This window comes from Enterococcus sp. DIV1758 (assembly GCF_051711985.1).
Classification (GTDB): Bacteria; Bacillota; Bacilli; order Lactobacillales; family Enterococcaceae; genus Enterococcus; species Enterococcus faecalis.
The window spans coordinates 633,520-652,484 of record NZ_JBIOOA010000001.1 but is presented as its reverse complement, the minus strand read 5'-3'; the positions used below and the strand labels follow the sequence as shown (position 1 = coordinate 652,484).

At 35.9% G+C, this 18,965-nt stretch carries 16 protein-coding genes and 1 pseudogene; 10 read left to right on the top strand and 7 right to left on the bottom strand.

Annotated elements, in window-relative coordinates:
- Positions 1-104: 104 nt before the first annotated feature.
- From IGJ52_RS03305 to IGJ52_RS03275, 7 genes are all read left to right on the top strand, one after another.
- Positions 105-2,306: an ATP-binding protein gene (locus IGJ52_RS03305; RefSeq protein WP_438791904.1), complete on the top strand. Its 2,202-nt coding sequence runs from the start codon at positions 105-107 to the stop codon at positions 2,304-2,306.
- 2 nt (positions 2,307-2,308) lie between these two features.
- Positions 2,309-4,531: a CD3337/EF1877 family mobilome membrane protein gene (locus IGJ52_RS03300; protein ID WP_438791903.1), complete on the top strand. Its 2,223-nt coding sequence runs from the start codon at positions 2,309-2,311 to the stop codon at positions 4,529-4,531.
- Positions 4,528-5,565 (top strand): lysozyme family protein, encoded by a 1,038-nt coding sequence (locus tag IGJ52_RS03295; protein WP_438791902.1) that lies wholly within the window; start codon positions 4,528-4,530, stop codon positions 5,563-5,565. Before IGJ52_RS03300 ends, IGJ52_RS03295 begins: the two co-directional genes overlap by 4 nt.
- Positions 5,566-5,580: 15 nt before the next feature.
- Positions 5,581-6,477: a conjugal transfer protein gene (locus tag IGJ52_RS03290; RefSeq protein ID WP_438791901.1), complete on the top strand. Its 897-nt coding sequence runs from the start codon at positions 5,581-5,583 to the stop codon at positions 6,475-6,477.
- Entirely contained in the window at positions 6,477-7,052 is a 576-nt protein-coding gene (locus IGJ52_RS03285) for a hypothetical protein (protein ID WP_438791900.1), read from the top strand. Before IGJ52_RS03290 ends, IGJ52_RS03285 begins: the two co-directional genes overlap by 1 nt.
- 68 nt (positions 7,053-7,120) lie before the next feature.
- Positions 7,121-7,546 (top strand): hypothetical protein, encoded by a 426-nt coding sequence (locus IGJ52_RS03280; RefSeq protein WP_438791899.1) that lies wholly within the window; start codon positions 7,121-7,123, stop codon positions 7,544-7,546.
- 78 nt (positions 7,547-7,624) lie between these two features.
- Entirely contained in the window at positions 7,625-8,557 is a 933-nt protein-coding gene (locus tag IGJ52_RS03275; RefSeq protein WP_438791898.1) for an IS30 family transposase, read from the top strand.
- 161 nt (positions 8,558-8,718) lie between these two features.
- On the opposite strand, the pseudogene IGJ52_RS03270 reads toward IGJ52_RS03275, so the two are convergent.
- The 4 genes and pseudogenes from IGJ52_RS03270 to udk all read right to left on the bottom strand — a co-directional run.
- A pseudogene (locus IGJ52_RS03270) lies at positions 8,719-9,660 on the bottom strand (BglG family transcription antiterminator); the annotation flags it as partial.
- Between the two features lie 369 nt (positions 9,661-10,029).
- Positions 10,030-10,995 (bottom strand): Gfo/Idh/MocA family protein, encoded by a 966-nt coding sequence (locus IGJ52_RS03265; RefSeq protein WP_010816352.1) that lies wholly within the window; start codon positions 10,993-10,995, stop codon positions 10,030-10,032.
- Positions 10,996-11,096: 101 nt separating this feature from the next.
- Positions 11,097-11,438, bottom strand: coding sequence for a type II toxin-antitoxin system PemK/MazF family toxin (locus tag IGJ52_RS03260; protein ID WP_115219912.1), 342 nt, complete (start codon positions 11,436-11,438; stop codon positions 11,097-11,099).
- Between the two features lie 168 nt (positions 11,439-11,606).
- Positions 11,607-12,236, bottom strand: a complete 630-nt coding sequence (udk, locus tag IGJ52_RS03255; protein WP_002355702.1) for a uridine kinase — start codon at positions 12,234-12,236, stop codon at positions 11,607-11,609.
- 174 nt (positions 12,237-12,410) lie between these two features.
- Between udk and IGJ52_RS03250 the strand changes: the two genes are divergently transcribed.
- Positions 12,411-12,866 (top strand): GNAT family N-acetyltransferase, encoded by a 456-nt coding sequence (locus IGJ52_RS03250; protein ID WP_002383069.1) that lies wholly within the window; start codon positions 12,411-12,413, stop codon positions 12,864-12,866.
- 34 nt (positions 12,867-12,900) lie between these two features.
- Here the strand turns inward: IGJ52_RS03250 and IGJ52_RS03245 are convergent, their stop codons facing one another.
- Both IGJ52_RS03245 and IGJ52_RS03240 read right to left on the bottom strand, forming a co-directional pair.
- Entirely contained in the window at positions 12,901-13,581 is a 681-nt protein-coding gene (locus IGJ52_RS03245; protein WP_002378056.1) for a YjjG family noncanonical pyrimidine nucleotidase, read from the bottom strand.
- Positions 13,578-14,360, bottom strand: coding sequence for a 16S rRNA pseudouridine(516) synthase (locus IGJ52_RS03240; RefSeq protein ID WP_002358774.1), 783 nt, complete (start codon positions 14,358-14,360; stop codon positions 13,578-13,580). Before IGJ52_RS03240 ends, IGJ52_RS03245 begins: the two co-directional genes overlap by 4 nt.
- Before the next feature lie 330 nt (positions 14,361-14,690).
- Between IGJ52_RS03240 and IGJ52_RS03235 the strand changes: the two genes are divergently transcribed.
- Entirely contained in the window at positions 14,691-15,299 is a 609-nt protein-coding gene (locus IGJ52_RS03235) for a 50S ribosomal protein L25/general stress protein Ctc (RefSeq protein ID WP_002358773.1), read from the top strand.
- 251 nt (positions 15,300-15,550) lie between these two features.
- Positions 15,551-15,874: a DUF960 domain-containing protein gene (locus tag IGJ52_RS03230; RefSeq protein ID WP_002355697.1), complete on the top strand. Its 324-nt coding sequence runs from the start codon at positions 15,551-15,553 to the stop codon at positions 15,872-15,874.
- 68 nt (positions 15,875-15,942) lie between these two features.
- Here the strand turns inward: IGJ52_RS03230 and IGJ52_RS03225 are convergent, their stop codons facing one another.
- Positions 15,943-18,957, bottom strand: coding sequence for a polysaccharide lyase 8 family protein (locus IGJ52_RS03225; protein WP_438791897.1), 3,015 nt, complete (start codon positions 18,955-18,957; stop codon positions 15,943-15,945).
- Positions 18,958-18,965: the final 8 nt, after the last annotated feature.

The following is an 18,965-nucleotide window of genomic DNA, read 5'->3' as shown; positions in this document are numbered from 1 at the left end:
AACAATACAAAAAAGGTCGTTTTCGTTTGTATATGTGTTCAACAGAGGAACGAATTGAAAATGTCATTGCACGTTCAAAAAAAGAGGTAAAATCAACGGGAGAATTGAAAGAATTAGCTTTGCAACACTTAGACGGTGTAAAAGATATTCTAATACAAATGAATGGCGAGTATGAATTGTCTACCCGTTTTTTTATTGGGTTTGAATTATTACTTGATGAAGAAAAACTCGGAAAAGGACGTTTTTTAGATGATGTTGTTGTGGGAATTGAAAACTTTTTTAATCGTTCGAACTCTGTGTTATTTAATGATTTTGAAAAAATATCGAATAAAGAAATCGAGCGCTACAAACGTTTAGAACGCTTATTGTCAAGTCGTATCTCTAAACATTTCACCTTAAGGAAAACTGAACCTTCAGATATTGCTTATCTCGTTGCGCATTTAAATGGAAAAAGAAATCATGCTATGGAAGAAACCAATTACTTTACTCAATCATTCAAAACAGATGAAGAAACTAATGTATTTAAATATGACACCTTAAAATTAGCCTCCGCAAAAATTACTGAACATGATGAATACTTAGAAATCATTCAAGATGGGCAAAAAGAATATACTTCTTACCTTGCTCTTTCTCATGTAACAGGAGATATTACTTTTCCTTTTGGTTCGGAATTCTTTTATTATGAACAATCGGAATTTGATTATCCTGTAGATATTAGTCTTGATGTTGATGTTTTAGAAAATAAGTCTGCTCTTTCCAAAATTCGAGGGAAGAAAATGGATTTAAAAGATATTGACGAAAGCGGGCTTGAAAGTGGGCATGATGTAGCTAACAATGTACTGGAAGCCCGACAGATGGCAAGTGAATTAGAAGCCGATTTAGAAGACACGAAAGACAATATGTATAGAGTGTCGCTAGTTGCTCGGGTATCAGCTTCTACTCATGAAGAATTACTAAAACGAGAAAGTGAAGTTCGTAGTTTCTTTGATGATTATAAAATGATTTTAGAAACCTCTAGGGGTGACCAATTGTTCTTACACTATGAATGTTTTCCCTCTGGAAAACGAACAATTGATGATTATATTCAATACGTTGAAGCGGAATTTATCGCAAGTAGTGGCTTTGGTGCTACGCAACAACTTGGTGATGACTATGGGATTCCACTTGGTTTTAATGTAGATACTGGAAAAACGGTTTATATTCGTCCATGGCTAGCAGCGCAAGGAACTGCTGGAACAAATACAAATGCCCTTGCAAAAGCCCTTATAGGGTCTCTTGGTGGCGGTAAATCACTAACTGAAAACCTAATTACTTTCTGGAGCGTTCTTTTTGGAGCACTCGGTTTTCTCATTGACCCTAAAGGAGAACGGACGAACTGGAAAGATGATTTACCTTATTTTAGCAAGCATTTAAAAACAGTAAATATTACTAACAACGAGGAAAATTTAGGGCTTCTTGACCCGTTTTCTGTTATGTCAAAAGCAAAAGACCAAGAGGCTTTAGCTCTTGATGTTTTGACGTACATTACAGGTGTTAGTGTTCGAGATGAAGACCGATTCCCTCCTCTGCAATCTGCGGTTGAAGCCGTCTCTCAGCGAGAGAAAAAAGGCTTATTATTTGTTATTGATGAATTACACGCTCAAAAAGACCCCGTTTCAGAAAGCCTTGCTAAACATATCAATAGTTTCAAAAAGTTATCTATCGCTGGCTTACTGTTCGGAAATGGAGAAAAACAAAGAGCATTGGATATGTCTTCTCCGTTAAATATTGCTTTAGTTCAGGATTTAACCTTACCTGAAAAAGAAACAAAAATGGAAGATTACAACCCTAGTGAAATCTTGAGTGTAGCAATCATGATGATTCTTGCGACCTACTCTCTTGATTTTATTAAACTGAATCGGTCTGTTTTCAAGTCTCTAGGTCTTGATGAGAGTTGGGCATGGTTGAATGTGGCACAAGGAAAAATCCTTGGGAATAAACTGGTACGTGCAGGGCGTTCAATGAATGCAGGTATTGATTTTTCAACGCAAAACACAGATGATTTAGGCGATGAAAAAATGAAAAACAATATCGGTATGAAGTTTATTTTCCGTTCAAACGATCGTGACGAGATTGAAAAAGCATTAGCTTTTTGTAATTTGGAAGCGACAGACGAAAACATCGCTCGTGTTATGGGTCTACAAAATGGCGAATGTTTGTTTTCAGATATTCACGGGAACGTGGGTATCATTTATGTTTATTATTGGTTTGAAGACCTATTCAAAGCGTTTGACACTCGCCCGCCAATGGAAGAAATCGAGGAATGATTATGAGAAAAAAAGTTTACTGGAGCAGTCTTTTTTTACTGCTCTTTTTCTTATGCTTTGCTTTAGCTCCTTCTGTTGCCCATGCAACGGGTTGGGTGAATGAAACCATCGGTCAAGATGGCGCTGTTTTTAATTTTCAAAAGTATCCATTAGAAAACTACTCGCTTGATTTTTATGTGGATACTTCTTGGAATTGGCTTCCGTGGAAATGGGGCGAAGGAATTGGTGATGCGGTCATTTATGGATTGTACGCATTTACTAATGTTCTTTGGTTGCTCAATGTTTATATCAGTTATTTTATTGGCTACATTGTTCAAGAAGCTTTTGACTTGGATTTCATTACAAATCTTGTTTCTAGTGTTGCTTCAAATATGCAACACATTGCGGGTATCGATGAAAACGGCATTCGAGCAACGGGTTTATTTCCCATGTATGGAAAATGGCTTGTTCTGATTGCTGGTTGTTATATCGCTTATGTGGCTGGAGTTAAACGACAGACTACTCGAGCGATTAAACACGGTATCGTTTTTTCAGTTATCTTCATTTTATCGGGTGTCTTTTTGATGAATGCAAAAACGTATCTCACGCAAGTAAATGATGCCCAAAAGGATATTAATAGTGAAATGTTGGTAATTGCTAAAGATATAATACCCAACTCAACGGTTGGAAATGATATTGTACTTGCTCCAGATAGACCTAGTGAAGGAGAACAAAAAACGAAAAGTGCAACAAACGCCATTCGTGAAAACTTATTTGAATTACAGGTATACACGCCATATCTACTCTTACAATATGGTGAAAGTAATTCTGATGCCATAGGTACTAAAAGAATTAATAGTTTACTATCTCAATCACAATTTATTAAAGGTAGTAACAGAGAAAAAACTGTTGAAGAAGAAGCCACAAAACATAATAATATGAACGTTTCAGTCAAAGGAGCATTTCTTCGCTTTGGAATGACGTTACTGGTAATTGTATCTAATGCTGTAGTGAGCTACAGTGTTGCTGTTCTTACAATAACAATGATTACTTCACAGATTTTATTCTTATTGTTTTGTGCGTTTTTACCTGTGGCAATGGTCTTCTCTCTTTTTCCTAATTCCAACCGATTATTGTTTAATGCAATGCAAAAAGTAGCACAAGCATTAATGACGAAAATGGGCATTACATTAATTCTTGCGGTGGTATTTTCACTTAGTCACTCATTCTTTTCTTTATCTACAGAAAAAGGTTATATCTGGGTAATCTTTTTACAGATAGCTACATGGCTGACAACTGTAAATAAAGTAAATGAGTTGTTAGGATTTATGAACCTTGGGGGTGCAGATATTCGACAAGGTGGACGTTTTGGACGTATGGCAAAGAATCTAATGTTTGCGGGTGTTGCCAGAAATATGTTGAGACGTACAGCTTTTCAACCTAGCCAACTTTCAAAAACATTACAAACAAAAACACTGCCTAAAAATAATAGACAGACGAAACAACCTATTTCTAAACGAGTTGGAACAAAAATTTCTAATCTTCAAGACGTTCCTAATAATTTTGCTGAAAAAGCTAATGCTGTGAAAGACACTGTTAAACATGCGCCTACAAACGCAAAATACAAAGCTTTGCAAATGCGAAATAATTACGATGATGGACGTATCGGAACTGAAATGAAAAATAATCAACAACGCTCTAATCGAGTAGCAAAACGGCAGTTAGCTCAACAACAACGCTTAAATGCACTTCAACAAGTAGAACAACATAAAAAAGATAATGTAAGAAATCAATTATCTTCTACTGCTCCAAGGGATTTAGTGAAAAAGCATATTCCTACAGAAAAAAGCGGTGTAAAATCTCCTGTGCGTTCTAATGACGGAAAAGAAAGACGTCAATTGCCTGTGGCAAAAACAAGTTTTAATTCAAAACAAATAAAACCAAATACAGAATTAAAAGAACCTAAACATTTGAATAAAACAGAACCTAAACAAACAGCAATGAAGCAGTCTACTAAGAATGCTTCTGTACGGTTTAATGAAAATCGTTCTGAACAGGCACAATCTGATAGACATTCTTTTGATTCAAAGAGCAAAAGAACTACTCGTTCGCCAAAAATGACTATAGAAAAACCTTCTAAACAAATTGTTCCAACAAATAAACAATCAAAGAAAACGATAAATGTTGTGAAACATAATGTAAGGAAATCAAAGAATCCTTCTGTTAAAGGAGGTAATCGGAAATGAAAAAATACCTCTATTTGTTCCTAATTAGTCTTTTGGGCTTAGGAATGGGTTTTATTCTTATAAGCGGTGCTGGGAATCAGAAAAATACCGATTCTGATTCCGAAGCCCCTGTAACCCTTGGGTTACCTAAAGAAGTTTTACAATATGAAAAAATTGTAAAACAAGAGGCAAAAAATGAAAAAATTCCTGATAAAACACAAACATTACTTGCTATCATGGCGGTTGAAACTGGCGGTCGAGGTAATGATGTTATGCAATCAAGTGAAAGTTTAGGATTGCCACCTAACAGCTTACAACCGATTGATAGTATTAAACAAGGTGTTAAGTATTACGCCTCTCTTTTGCGTTCTGCACGTGATAAAGGGTGCGATGATGATGTAGCCATTGGTTCTTATAATTTTGGCGGTGGCTACATAGATTTCGTTGTTAAAAACGGAAAAAAGCATACGTTAGTAGTTGCAGAAAAATTTTCACATGATGTCGTAGCACCAAGTTTAGGAAATACGACAGGACAAAAATATTACTATGGCAATCCGATTGCAGATAGTCACGGGAATTACCTTTATTTAAACGGTGGAAATTTTTATTATGTTGACTTAGTTAAACAATATCTTGGCAGTTCAGGAAGCTCTATTGCTATTTTAGATAGTGTTCTAGGACAACGTGTACTAAATGGGCAATGCTACGGCATGACTGCGTATTATGTAGAAAAATTAGGCGGTCCACAAATGATGGGTTCGGGTTTCATGAATGCTGGTGATATTGGAACGGATTACGATTGGAATAGTTATGGCTGGACAGTCATTCTAAAGCCAAAATTTGAAGATTTAAAAGCTGGTGATGTGATTAATTGGGTACAGGGAGATGTCGCTACCTCAATTTTTGGGCATACGGGCGTAATTAAATCTGTGAATAAATCAAAGAAAACAATACAAAGTTACGAACAAAACGGCGAAAAAGGCGAAATTGTAGCTGTATATGAGCGTTCATGGAGCCAATATATCTCTAGTATCGTAAGAAAACAAGCAAAATAAAGGAGTGATAAAAGTATGTTTTTGAAAAAGAAAAAAGAATCTCTAGAACCTAAAAAAGCAAAGAAGAAAAAGTCAAAACGTTCTCGAGTATCAAAAGGTATTTTGTACGGTGGTTGGGCGGTTTTGATTTTTAGCGTTGGCTTAGGTGTTTATAATAATTTTACTGCTGTATCCACACATACCGTTCACGAAAAAGAAATTGTAAAAGAACAATTAACAGATACAACAGGGCTACAAGCCTATGCAAAGGATTTTGCAAGGCTTTATTTTACTATCTCGCCTACGAGCAAAGATCAACAGATTCAAAAAGAAGCGTTAGAAAAATACTTAGCTGAAAATCTTTCTTTTTCTAACTCAACCTACAAAGAGTTGAAAGAAAAAGTGACGGTAAAAGATGTTGAGGTTTGGCAGATAAAAACAGTGAAGAATCAAAAAAACGTGTATAGTGTAATGTTGAAGCTATTACTAGCTACAGGCAAACATGCCTATACACGTTCCTATTCAATTAATGTTTATTGTAAGGATAATCAGTTTACTGTGGTTAAGTTACCCACGCTTGCGACATTGCCAAATAAGGCAAGTGTTGAACCTGAAAAAACGCAAACAGCTACTACTGTTGAAGCTACAACAAGAGAATCTGTAGAAGGTTTTTTGGATACGTTCTTTAGTGTTTATCCTAAAGCGGAAGAAAAAGAACTGATTTATTATGGTAAAAACCTACAACCTGTAAAGAATAATCTAACCTTTTTAGAATTAAATAACGCTCAAATGAACGAATCTAAACAACAAGTGGAAGTAAACTGTGTTGTTACGTATCGTGATAATGATACAAAACTTTTACTAGAAATGCCCTATCATTTGATTCTTGAAAAAGTTTCAGACGGTAAATTTGCGATTAAGGAGTTGCAATGATGAAAAAACTATGCTTAATTGGCTTATCCCTAGTCTTGTTTATTACTCTTGGTGGTTGTTCTAAGAGTGATAATAACACTGCTCAAATTGAAGAGCAAAGTAAACAAATTCAAATGTTGAAACATGAAAAGAAAGAACTCGAGTTATTGCTTGAAAACGAAAAACAAAAAAATACTACTTCTTCTATCGATGAAGAATCGAAATCAAGTGAAGAAAATAGCTATGATGAAGAATTAGACAGTCTTTTTACTTCGTTTATTCATGCGGAGTTTGAACAAGATAACGAAGCTTTGAAAAAAATAACTACTGGGAAAATGTATACAATTCTTGTTGATAAAGCAGGTAAAAAAGACCCTAGTTTTTCGTTTTCAAGTACAGTGAAATCTATCACGGTCTATCAAGTGAAACAAGAAAGCGACAATGAAGCGAAGCTTGTAGGCAAAATTGAAGTTGAAACAAAAGTCGGTGATTTTGCACCGAATCGTTATCAACAATTAGTGGAATGTTCAGCGATAAAAGATTCTTCTGGAGTATTTCAAGTAGACACACAAGTTTTAACAAATTTGGCACAATAATTTTTATGTATCCTTTTCAACCTACTTGTCTTTTGGTAAAATAAAAGAAAAGCACAAGGAGTGTAAAAATGATTAATAAAAAACGTATATACGGTTTGTTAGTACTTGCTTTGTTTGTTGTTTCTGGGTGTTCAGGTACTTCAAAGGCTGACTATTCTAAAGTTGTTGATACTGCTGTAAAAGCGAATAAGGAACTTGTTGCCGAAAACGCTGGGGATAAAGAAAATATTTTCGACCGTAAAAAATCTAATATTATGATTTGGGAAGATGAAAATAATTATTTTGTTTATCTTCGGAAAAATAGGGAAAGTTTTTTAGGTGATGATGAAAAAGTCGTTTATGGTGATGGATATAAACTTGGGAAAAGCAATAATAAATGGGATTCTTCTCCTGCTACTCGAACAAAAATAAAAGAATTTTTAAATAACAATGAAGAGCCTGTTTATAAAGAAAACAACGTAACTTTAGTATCCGATGATTTAGACATGAGATAAAAAAGAATAGAAAAAAGAAACTCCTTTGTGTATAGTTTAAGTGTCTAGTTTAAACAAAATACAGAAAGGAGTTTTCTTTTGAACTACTCGCATTTTACCATAGATGAACGTGCGTGTATAGCTCTTTACCTTAAGCAAAAGATATCAATAACGACAATTGCGGAATTGATTGGAAGACACTATTCTTCTGTTTATCGTGAAATAAAAAGAAATTCAGATGATAAGGGTAATTATGACCCTTCGCTTGCGGAAGTAAAAGCAAATATGCGACAAACTACTAGAAAGAATCATGTGAAATTTACTATTAAAACAAAAAGAAACATAGAAAAATGTTTATTACAACGCTGGTCTCCTGAGCAGATTGTCGGTTATTATCGAAAAGACGAAACAGAAAAATTTGTATGTCACAAAACTATCTATCGATGGATACGACAAGGAAAATTGTTGAATGGTGATGTTTCTGTTTTGAGAAGAAAAGGGAAAAAGTATAAACGTAGGACAGATGTAAATCGAATGTCTGGAGGGAAAAGTATCCATGACCGACCGAAAGAAGCTAAAGAACGTACAAGGGTTGGCGACTGGGAACTTGATACAGTTGTAGGCTGTAAAGGCACTAAAACATGTATAGTGACGATTGTTGATAGAAAAAGTCGTTTTTTGAAAGCAACACTTTTACCTGATAGAAAAGCCTTTAGAGTTGCCAAAGCAATCAATCAGTTGTTAAAGACTGAGGTAGTCCACACTTTGACAGCCGATAATGGAAAAGAGTTCTCTGATTATTCCACTGTTGAACAAACATTGAATACAGATGTGTATTTTGCTGATCCTTACGCCTCTTGGCAACGTGGAACGAATGAAAATACCAATGGTTTGTTGCGTGAATTTATCCCAAAGGGAAAAGACATTGGAACGTTCACAGAAGAACAGTTACAACAATTTGTATTTCTAATTAATCATAGACCTAGAAAAGTTCTTGATTTCCAAACAGCTGAACAAGTTTACTTGTGTTAATTATAACAATTGAATACTTGATTAGAGGGTTGAAAAAAACAATATGTTTAACCCTCTATCTTGTGATGCAGTTAACAGCTTTTTCTTGACGTAAAAAGTGTTAATTCTTAAGCTAAAAATTTTTTTAAACTTTTTTTTCGCATTTTTATTGACAATCCGTCCTTTGTTAATTGAACCATATCTTGCCGTTGATGGGTTCCGAATAAATCACTATAAATATAAAAATATTCATCCGCTAATAAAGGCAAGTCATACCGTTCAAACACCTCTTGTAAAAGTAAAAGTGGTACTTCGTTCCGTTGTTCAAAGCGTGTTTTTTGCGATAACACTCGGTAAGTCCCAATTGTATGTGCCATCTGCATACGTGCTGCGGCAATTGCCACTCTCAACGTAATAGATAATATTTCGGCATAATCAAATTGATTTTGATCGAGTGGATTAATTAAATTTCGCATTTTTTTCAATGCACTACGATAACAACCTTGAAACAATGTCCCTGACCCAAATTTAATTTTAGGGATTTTTTCAGCCCCTTTTGTCTTTGTCACATAGTTCATAATTTGGTAAATATCGTATTCTGTAAGTTCTTTTTGAGTGATAAATTCCATCAGTAATCGTACATTGCTTTCTTCACCACTAATTGTAAACCCTTGCCGTGCTTGGCGAATTAAGGTTAAATCATATGCTTGCAGCAACCGTTCAACCTGTTCCAAATCACTGACAATTGTGTTTCGACTCACTAATAATTCATCTGCTAGCTGCTGTGCCGTTAAGTACCCTTTGACTGACAATAACTGAAAAATCAATACATTGACTCGTCTTTTTTGATCAGGATAGGTTTCAAATCGATCGACATCGATAATTTCATTTTTTAACAGTAAGCGTTTAGAGTCAGGTAAATCTAGCCAGATTCCCTTATTTCGTTTTGAATAAAGTGTCTCATCGTGCTGTTCAAACCAAGCACGAATATCTTCTAAATCATACTTAATTGTTCGAACGCTGACAGTAAAGTTCTCAGCTAATTCTTGCGTGGTAATGCTCCCTTCCAAATCCAAAAGCATCAATAAAATATTTATCGCTCTTTTGGACAACAACACGGTCATGCCTTGTCACCTCTTTTCTTTTCCCTTTACACTTAAAACTATAGCGTTATTTTATCTGTTCCACAACACAAAAAAGTTGCACTTATAAAAGTGCAACACTTCTCTTTTCATACAAAAAAATCCCTTAACAGTAGTAACTGTTAAGGGATACCACACTATTTATTTGCATAAATAGACAGAGACCTTCTCCACAAAAGTATTCTGTCCGACACGTTACAAATCCGGTAACTGATAGCCGTACTATCTGGTGTCGTTGTGTTTGACAATCACTAGCCGTCAAAACGGAATAGCCGAAGCTATCTGATTGAGTCAACTCGTCGCATAAAACACACTTTAACACAGAATAGTATGGATAGCAAGTGGTGGTAATTATTCGCTATCAAACCATTCTTGATAAAAACCTTCAACAATTTTGACGGTTGCTATCGTTAATTCTTTCGTCATTACGGGGCTAGTTAACTTTTTGTCTTGTAAACATTGATTCACATGATTGATTTCATACGTAAATTCACTAGTGAATTGTTCAGACCATTTGACAGTGTTGCCTTGAGCATCTGTATAATAAGCACAATCTGTTTTCCAGAAATTAGGAATAACGATTTGCCCTTTTGTCCCACAGATGGTCATTTCACTAGGTATCTTTAAACCAACATTAATAAAAATATTGCCCAGTGTCCCTTCAGCAAATTTTAAAGCTAAATTACATTGACTATCCGTCGCCCCTTGCTGATACGTTGCGGTTCCCGTAACCGCTTGAATTTCTTTCCCTAATACGTATTGTAAATATTGTAATGGATAACTTCCTGAGCCATGAAGCGCTCCACCCCCCGCTTCTCTCGAGTAAAACCAGGGAATATGATCCACATTGGGATAGGCAGTAACTGACTGAACCCATAAAATTTCTCCCAATCCCCCTTCTTGAATCGTCGCCTTTACTTTTTGGGTAATTGGTAAAAAGACAGATTTCTGAGCTTCCATTAGAAAAACCCCTTGCTCCTGTGCGATTGCGAAGAGTTCTTCTGCTTCAGCAGCATTTAATGTAAATGGTTTTTCCAGTAGGACGGGTTTTCCTTGTGATAACGCAAGCTTAGCTGCTGAGTAATGTCCTTGATTGTAGGTGGGAATATAAATAATATCAATTGTTTCATCCTTACATAACTCTTCATAACTGCCATAAGCTACCGGAATCGCTAATTCTTTAGCCATTTTTTGAGCATTCTCTAAACGCCTTGATGCAATCCCGCGCACCTCAGCTTGCGCGCTTTCTCGAAGCCCTGCTACAAATCTTGGGACAATTTGGGCAGTACTCATAATTCCATAACGAATTTTATCCATGTGATCGCCTCCTCTTTCACTATACGAGAAAAACGAATATTTGGAAACCATTTCAACAAAAAAAGAAACCGTTTCCCCAAAACGATTTCTTTATATGTAAATTAACGGATACCAACGCTAACTTTTAAAGCTTGATTGACCTGTTCCATCTCTTCACGAGAAAGTTGACAAACCTTGTGTAGCATTCGTTCTTTATCCAATGTTCGAATTTGTTCTAACAAAATAAGTGATGGCGTCCTGCATTCGTTATGGGGAATTTCGATGAGGACTTGCGTTGGTTGCAGCCACTTGCTTACGTTACGGGTAATCGGTGCAACAATCAACGTTGGACTAAATAAGTTACCTTTGTTATTTTGAATAATCAGGACAGGTCGAATCCCACCTTGTTCAGAACCAACAACTGGTGAGAGATTCGCATAAAAAACCTCACCTCTTTTTATCATTCAGATTCCCTTCCCTCCTTTTCCTTTAAAAAATTATAGCATATTGTTTCTTTCAATATTTTCAACTTTTTAGCTATCCCTTAAAATATTTGATAAAACAACCCTTTAAAAGTCAAAAAAAGCTTAAACAGTCGACTCTGATATAGAGACGGCTATTTAAGCTGACTATTACATTTTTGTTAAAATACTATCCACTTTTGTATTAATTAAATCAATAGCGACGTGGTTTTCGCCACCTTCTGGCACAATGATATCTGCATAACGTTTCGTAGGTTCAATAAATTGGTGATACATGGGCTTGACGACTGTCAAATATTGTTCAATCACAGAATCCAACGTACGGCCACGTTCTTCCATATCACGCTTGATTCGACGAATAATACGGATGTCATCATCTGTATCCACATACACTTTAATATCCATTAAATCCCTTAAGCGGCGATCTTCTAAAATTAAAATCCCTTCAAGAATAATTACTTCTTTCGGTTCTTGGATCACCGTTTCTGTACTTCTTGTATGCGCAACGTAGTCATAAACTGGCTTTTCAATGGCTTGATAATTTAACAGTTGTTCAACATGTTGAATCAATAAATCTGTATCAAACGCAAAAGGATGATCATAATTGGTATTTAAACGTTCTTCAAAACTCAAATGGCTCTGATCTTTATAATAAGAATCCTGTTCTAACATCATAATTGAATGATCGGGAAAATTATTAAAAATCGCACGGCTAACACTGGTTTTTCCGCTTCCTGATCCGCCAGTAACACCAATGATAATTGGCTGACTATCTTTCATGTATAAACCTCTTTCTTTTCAAAAACTTCATTGTCTTTTACTATTATAATGAAAACTCTGAAGAATGCCAGACCTTTTCCAAGACTTTTCATGTGATTTTTATCTTCTTATGAAAAATCTGCCCACACTTCTTTCAATTACAGTATACTTATCAATAAAAGGAGAATCCTACCTATGATTAAAAAAGTCAAAAAAGAAACACTTACAACGGCGCATTACGCTCTTCTTTATGAGGCAGATCCAGCAAAAAAAATGGTGGCAGATTATATTACCCGCGGCATTTGCTTTGACTATCAGACTGAAGAACTTCAAGGAATTTTAGTCCTGTTGCCGACTCACCCACGGACATTGGAAATCGTAAACATCGCTGTCTCAGAAGAAAGCCGAGGGCGGGGCATCGGGCAAGAATTATTACATTTTGCCATTGATTTTGCCAAAAAAGAAAAGTATGATTCCTTGGAGATTGGGACTGGGAGCACAGGCTTTCAACAGCTATATCTCTACCAAAAAGTCGGCTTTCGAATGACACATATTGAACCAGATTTTTTTATCCATCATTATGATGAGCCTATTATAGAAAACGGCTTGCCTTTAAAGGATATGGTTCGCTTACGGTTACATTTAAGTTAAAAAACAACATTTCCTGTACAGGAAATGTTGTTTTTTAATGCCCAAGAATTGGTAACAACTCATCTAGCTGTTGAATCGTATAATTGGGTTGAATGGTTGGTGTTGCTGGAGCGGAGGTCGGATTGAGCCAAACAGTTTGAATTTTCGCTTGTTGACCTCCTTGAATATCTGAATGCAAAGAATCGCCAATAATCATTGTTTTTTCTCGACTAAAATTAGGAATCCGTTCAAAAACAAAATCAAAATACTCTTTCATCGGTTTTTGATAACCCACTTCTTCTGAAACAAAAATATCTTTAAAATAAGGCATTAATTTCGAATCTTCCAACCGACGATACTGTGTTTTTGCCACTCCGTTTGTCACAATATATAAATCATAATGGGGTGCTAATTTTTCCAAAATACGTTGACTATTGCCAAGCAAGTCATGTCCTTGACTTAAATATTCTCGGTAGTTTTCTCCCATTCTAACGCTATCAACTTCTCGATTAAACGCGTCAAACAATAAACCAAACCGTGTATCAAGGAGAACATCTTTTGTTATTTTTCCTTCTTCAAATGAACGCCATAATCCTTGATTAATTCGGTGGTATGTTGACTCGACTTCAGATGTAAATGGTACATTTTCTTCTTCAAATAAGGCATGGAGCGCCTTCTTTTCAGCCAATTTAAAATCTAACAATGTATCATCAACATCAAAAAGCAATGTTTTCATTTCCGTTCCTCTTCTCTTTTCAAATTACTCGGTAACGCTTTGCTTGTTTGTTGTTTTTCAATAAAAAAATAAGGCAATAGCAATTGTAACTCTTCTCTTGTTAATGAACGATAAGCACCTAAAGGTAATTGCGGATCTAGCCGCAACGGCCCCATAGTTTGGCGTTTTAAAGCAGTCACTTTTTTCCCCACAGATAAAAACATTTTTTTCACTTGGTGAAATTTTCCTTCTTGAATAGTCAGGAAAACATGACTCTCCGTTTCAGTCGCTGCAAGAACAGTTATTTTTGCTGGCTTACATTGAATGCCTCCTTGCAAAACAATCCCATCTTTAAATTTAGCACAATCTTCTGCAGAGACCAAACCATTGACTTTCACTTCATAACATTTCGCTACTTCTTTATTTGGCCGAATTAATTGATACCCTAATTGTCCATTATCTGTTAATAGAAGTAACCCTTCCGTATCGCCATCGAGTCTTCCCACTGGATAAAGACCAGGGCGTCTGTCTTGTGGCGCAATCAAATCAATGACTGTTTTTTTAGATGCATCTGAAACAGCGCTAACCACACCTTTTGGCTTATTCAACATATAGTACACATGTGTCTTATGCGAAATTAATTGTCCTTTTACTTTAATCATTTGTAATTGCGCATCGACGTTTTGGCTTTCATTTAATGTCACGATGCCATCCACAGTGACCTGCTTGCCTCTGATTATTCGTTTCACCGTTTTGCGTGATCCAAACTGAAGTTCTTCTAGTAATTTATCTAATCGCATTGTTCCGCTCCATTCTGGTATTAGTATAGTGGAATCCGTTAAAGATGAAAAGTAGAAAAAGGTAATTCCTTGACGTATAAAAATATAAGTGTTACGGTTAATAAGTAAAGTAAATAAAGGTTTCTCAAAAACAGCGTAATGACCTGGGAGAGAACAACGATAACAATGAACCATTCCCATGAGTGTTGCCTGGCAATATTTGTGGGGATTTTTTGATTATTGTTAGCATTTTTCTAGACAAGAACAACTGAAAAAAGAGTTTCTTTTTTCCATTATGTTTTGTTTCTGAGTTTAACCAAATCACTCATTATTTCAAGGAGGAATTAGGTTATGTCAGTACAATTAGAAGTTAAAGAAAGAGCTATCCGTCCACGTTCACTAAGAAATCAGCTACGTCACGAAGGGAAAGTACCTGCCATTGTTTACGGTTACCAAATTGAAAGTACACCAATCTATTTTGAAGAAAAAGACTTATCAAAAATTTTACGCGAACATGGTGCTAACACCGTTATTAAAATGACAGTTGATGGCAAAAACATCAACACATTAATGTCGAAAGCACAATTAGATACCTTTACTGGTCAAATGCTTCATGTTGAATTCTTATCTGTAAATATGAAAGAAACAACAGAAGTCGAAGCAGAAGTTCAATTAATTGGTGAATCTGCAGGTGTGAAAGCTGGGGGTACCTTAGCTCAAAACTTGTACACTGTTTTAGTGGCAGCCACACCAGATAAATTGCCAGAATCAATTGAAGTAGATATTACAAACTTAGAAATTGGTGATGCTCTTACAATCGCTGATTTACCTGAACACAAAGACTATGAAATTTTAACTGATCCAGAAGAACAACTAGTTGCTATTGTTGAAGCACAAACTGCTCCTGAAGAAGAAGAAGGAACAGCTGCTGAAACGACTGAACCAGAATTAGCCGAATAAAGAAAACACTTTTGTTCAGCTGATTCTCTTAAGTTTTAGAAATGGGACGTACGTTGAAACAACGTACGTCCCATTTTCTTTTTACTGCATGTCTTGATTTCTTTATATAAATGATGACACCTGCAAAGCTAGGAAGCTACAGAGGAATATTAAATTTTTGCTAATCTACGCAATATTTTCAAACGAAACAATTTCTTTTTTTAAAATTTGCAGTATACTAAAAGTAAGTAAACAAAAAGGAGGTCATCCATATGTTTGAACGTTTTGATAGTGACCGTAGCCGCTATGCTTCATTAGGTGTTGTTTCTAGCTTACCTAGTGGCTTAATTGATAGTATTTGGTTGATTATTGACTTAAATCTAAAAGGGGTTATCCCTTTAAACGACTTACTTCACTTTGATTTGTTGAACAATAATGGCAAAGTGACTGTCCATTTTTCTCAAGAAAATAGTTCAGTAGAAATGGCCATCGACTTACCATTTAGTTATTCTACGGCATATCCGTCGCGAATTTTTGCTTTTGATGATGGCCATCGTGAAACGATATTATTACCCGCAGAAATGTTAGAATCTTAAATAATTTCAACAAAGTAGCCTCAAATTCCGATTAAACTGGAATTTGAGGCTACTTTGATTTCTTTTAGTTATTCTACAATAATTTGTTTACTACTTCCTGCAGCATTTTCAAAATTAATAGTAAAGGTTTCTGTTGCATCATCATAAGTGATTCCGTCACTTTGACTAATTACTGTGCTGTAATCTTTTGGTATTTTTAAAGTCAGTGTCTTAGTTGTTTGTGTGGGATCAGAGAAAGTATACGTTTTTTGGTGTTGTTGTGTCTTTCTCATTAAAGAAATAGCTTTATTTGAGGTAATCCCTGCTATTGTACCGCCAGTTTCTGACCAAATATTAACCCCAAGATAGCCTTCTTCTTCTTGCTTAACTGCTTGAATTTCTTCTGTATTTGAGAGAACTTCTACTGTTTTTTTGGCAGCATATGTTTTTAAATCAGTTTCATCGATTCCTGGTAAAACTACATAAGCATAATGCTCGTTCGTTGGGTGTTGACCATGTTGAATCGTAAATGTTCGATAATCACCTACATATTCTTTATCACTTGGAAATGCTTCATTAATTGCTTTATAGGTTCCTTTTCTAGTTTCACTTTTAACATTTACCGTTGTTTCTTCTGGAAAATAATAACCCATATTAGCATTGGAATGATCCGACTTTAGTAATAACCATTGTTTTTTACTCGTTTCATTTTTCTCATGAATCTCCCCAATATTTGATAACACTTGATACTGATACGCATCATTTAACAAACGATTATCAACAACTGTCTCAATCGAAGCTTCTGTATCGCCTTTAATTCCTGCGCCTAATGCGATAATTTGCCCATTTAATACAAACCAAGATTTTTTAGCTTGTAGGTTCATAGGTAAAAGTTTCCCATTATTTTTGGTCCCGTCTTTATTAAGAGCCATCCCTACTACTGCCTGATTGTCTGACGTTACTCCACCAACCCATTGCTCTTTCGATGTGATTGTTGTAAATGCTGAAACTTCATCTGCCAAAGAAATGGTATCTACCGTTGTTCCTGGTAGTCGATAGGGATCTACAGTTGGCCAATAGCTGGAATTAAATTGAACCTCGTCATCATTATATACGTACATCATTCCGTCACCAGTGTGCCAGCCACGTTTATTTTCTTTATTCCCTGCTTCAAAAGATGCAGTGCGCTTTGAATACAAGCCTAGCCCAAACATATAACTAGGTGTTCGTTGGACAAATCGATCCATCGAAGCATAAAGTTTCGTGCCTGTAAAAGGAAGTTGCCCTCCCGTAATTTCTGGATTAGTTAAAAGTTGCATAGTCATCTGTAAATCATTAAAATCACGAGCATTGGTCAAATAATAATCTGGGTTCTCCTTCATCCAATATTTAACGGCTTCTTGAAATTTCTTTTGATAATTATTAGGGGCAAATTTAGCCACAATTAATAAATTATACATGGTAGTTGAGCCATAGCCTGTTTTTCCAACTGCTGGGGCTCTTGAGATGGAACGGCCATTCACAGTTGGTAGCATTTCACCTTTATAAATCAAAGGAAGAAAGGCCCGATCAACATTTTCAACAAATTCTGTCACAAGAGTTGCATCCATTTGAAAAGATGAATCTGCTGTAATGGCCAAAATTTGTCCAACCCCTTTCACCAAAACATTTCCATACGAACCTGTATAAGGAATGTTATTGTGCTGGATAAAAGAACCATCTTGGTAAAAACCATCACCTTTTGTTACTAATTTAAATACATCGACGATACTACTGGATGCTTGGTTAATTTTCCCGCTATCCTTTTGTAAAATTCCTAACCCCAAAACAGTTAAAGCTAAGTCCGTTCGGTTCGCTCCTGATGTCACAAAATTTGGGATAAAAGCTAAATCCACAAACGTTCCTTGTGGTTTTGTATACAACTGTTTAAATGGATCTGGGACATAACTGCTCAGCGCATTTGTATAGATTTGTTGCTTTTCCGGAGAAACTTTATCCTCTAAAATCATTAGAATATTAAGAAACTTCTGTGGCACACCAATTTGCCAGTCCCACCAATTTCCATGGTACTTTTTCCCATCATATCCTTTTTGCGTTACCATAAAATCTAAGCCATCAATAATGGTTGCTGCCAATTTGTCATCTTGGTAAAGCGTACTCCCCTTCGTTCCATAGGCTAACGCTAATTTTTGCAATTTGGTAAATTGAGTCGTTAAATCAGCAGATGGCGTATTGCCAGGCTCTAGTGGCCATAAATAGCTGCGGTTCGGCTCTTTATTCATCGTTTGATCGAGTTCTGTTGCTTCATTGGAGATTTTTTGGACGTAGTCTACAAGCGCTTGGTTAGTTGAATCATATTCTTTGGAAACAAGCTGATTTCGCCATTTTTCTTTTAATCCTCGGTATTCTGCAGATGAATCGATAACAGGAATGCTACCAACGGAGCCACTTTTCATAGAAATGATATTCAGCTTTGATAGATTACCAAATAGTCTAATTCCTACAGCGCCCGTCCAGTCATCATTAATGGACGTACCATCAGGATAATGAACCTCTTCATTTTCATAAAATAATTGATCATTCAGGAATGTCTGAATTTTTTTTCCGTCATAGCGAACCAGCAGTTTATATTGTTGGCCACTTAGTAATGTTGGCCCCGGAATATTAGTTAGCCATTTACCGCCTGGTTGTCCTAATTGCCAGCGGCCGTCACGATTATAAGCAAAAGATTGCCATTGACTCGTCTTTTGTTTATCTCCGCGGAAAACCAATCCGAAGTTACTTTGTCCTTCATATAAAAAGGTTAGTTCAAGATCTCCTGAAGATTGTTCGCGTGCATCAAGATTGATAGAGACAGATTCGAGGTTTGTCCCTTGCTTCGTGTTTGCGATCCATAAACCAGTAGAATCATTCTTTTTTTCTGCTGTTCCCACCAAATCTTGCCAATGCCCAACTTGATTGGGGAAATCTGAAATGTAAGAGGGTTGCTCAATCGTTTGGCTCGCTTCGTTTTCTTCTGCAAAAGTAAGGGTGGTTCCCATAAATCCACTCGTCAAAGCAGTAAACAGTCCGACCAGCATTACCCATATTTTCCTGTTTTTCATTCTTTCTC

Excerpts from the sequence above, each read along its gene's own strand:
- IGJ52_RS03250 (WP_002383069.1), top strand. The coding sequence starts at position 12,411 with ATGATTAAAAAAGTCAAAAAAGAAACACTTACAACGGCGCATTACGCT.
- IGJ52_RS03295 (WP_438791902.1), top strand. The coding sequence starts at position 4,528 with ATGAAAAAATACCTCTATTTGTTCCTAATTAGTCTTTTGGGCTTAGGA.
- IGJ52_RS03225 (WP_438791897.1), bottom strand. The coding sequence starts at position 18,957 with ATGAAAAACAGGAAAATATGGGTAATGCTGGTCGGACTGTTTACTGCT.
- IGJ52_RS03285 (WP_438791900.1), top strand. The coding sequence starts at position 6,477 with ATGAAAAAACTATGCTTAATTGGCTTATCCCTAGTCTTGTTTATTACT.
- IGJ52_RS03230 (WP_002355697.1), top strand. The coding sequence starts at position 15,551 with ATGTTTGAACGTTTTGATAGTGACCGTAGCCGCTATGCTTCATTAGGT.
- IGJ52_RS03240 (WP_002358774.1), bottom strand. The coding sequence starts at position 14,360 with ATGCGATTAGATAAATTACTAGAAGAACTTCAGTTTGGATCACGCAAA.
- IGJ52_RS03265 (WP_010816352.1), bottom strand. The coding sequence starts at position 10,995 with ATGGATAAAATTCGTTATGGAATTATGAGTACTGCCCAAATTGTCCCA.
- IGJ52_RS03260 (WP_115219912.1), bottom strand. The coding sequence starts at position 11,438 with ATGATAAAAAGAGGTGAGGTTTTTTATGCGAATCTCTCACCAGTTGTT.
- udk (WP_002355702.1), bottom strand. The coding sequence starts at position 12,236 with ATGAAAGATAGTCAGCCAATTATCATTGGTGTTACTGGCGGATCAGGA.
- IGJ52_RS03235 (WP_002358773.1), top strand. The coding sequence starts at position 14,691 with ATGTCAGTACAATTAGAAGTTAAAGAAAGAGCTATCCGTCCACGTTCA.
- IGJ52_RS03300 (WP_438791903.1), top strand. The coding sequence starts at position 2,309 with ATGAGAAAAAAAGTTTACTGGAGCAGTCTTTTTTTACTGCTCTTTTTC.
- IGJ52_RS03245 (WP_002378056.1), bottom strand. The coding sequence starts at position 13,581 with ATGAAAACATTGCTTTTTGATGTTGATGATACATTGTTAGATTTTAAA.
- IGJ52_RS03290 (WP_438791901.1), top strand. The coding sequence starts at position 5,581 with ATGTTTTTGAAAAAGAAAAAAGAATCTCTAGAACCTAAAAAAGCAAAG.
- IGJ52_RS03280 (WP_438791899.1), top strand. The coding sequence starts at position 7,121 with ATGATTAATAAAAAACGTATATACGGTTTGTTAGTACTTGCTTTGTTT.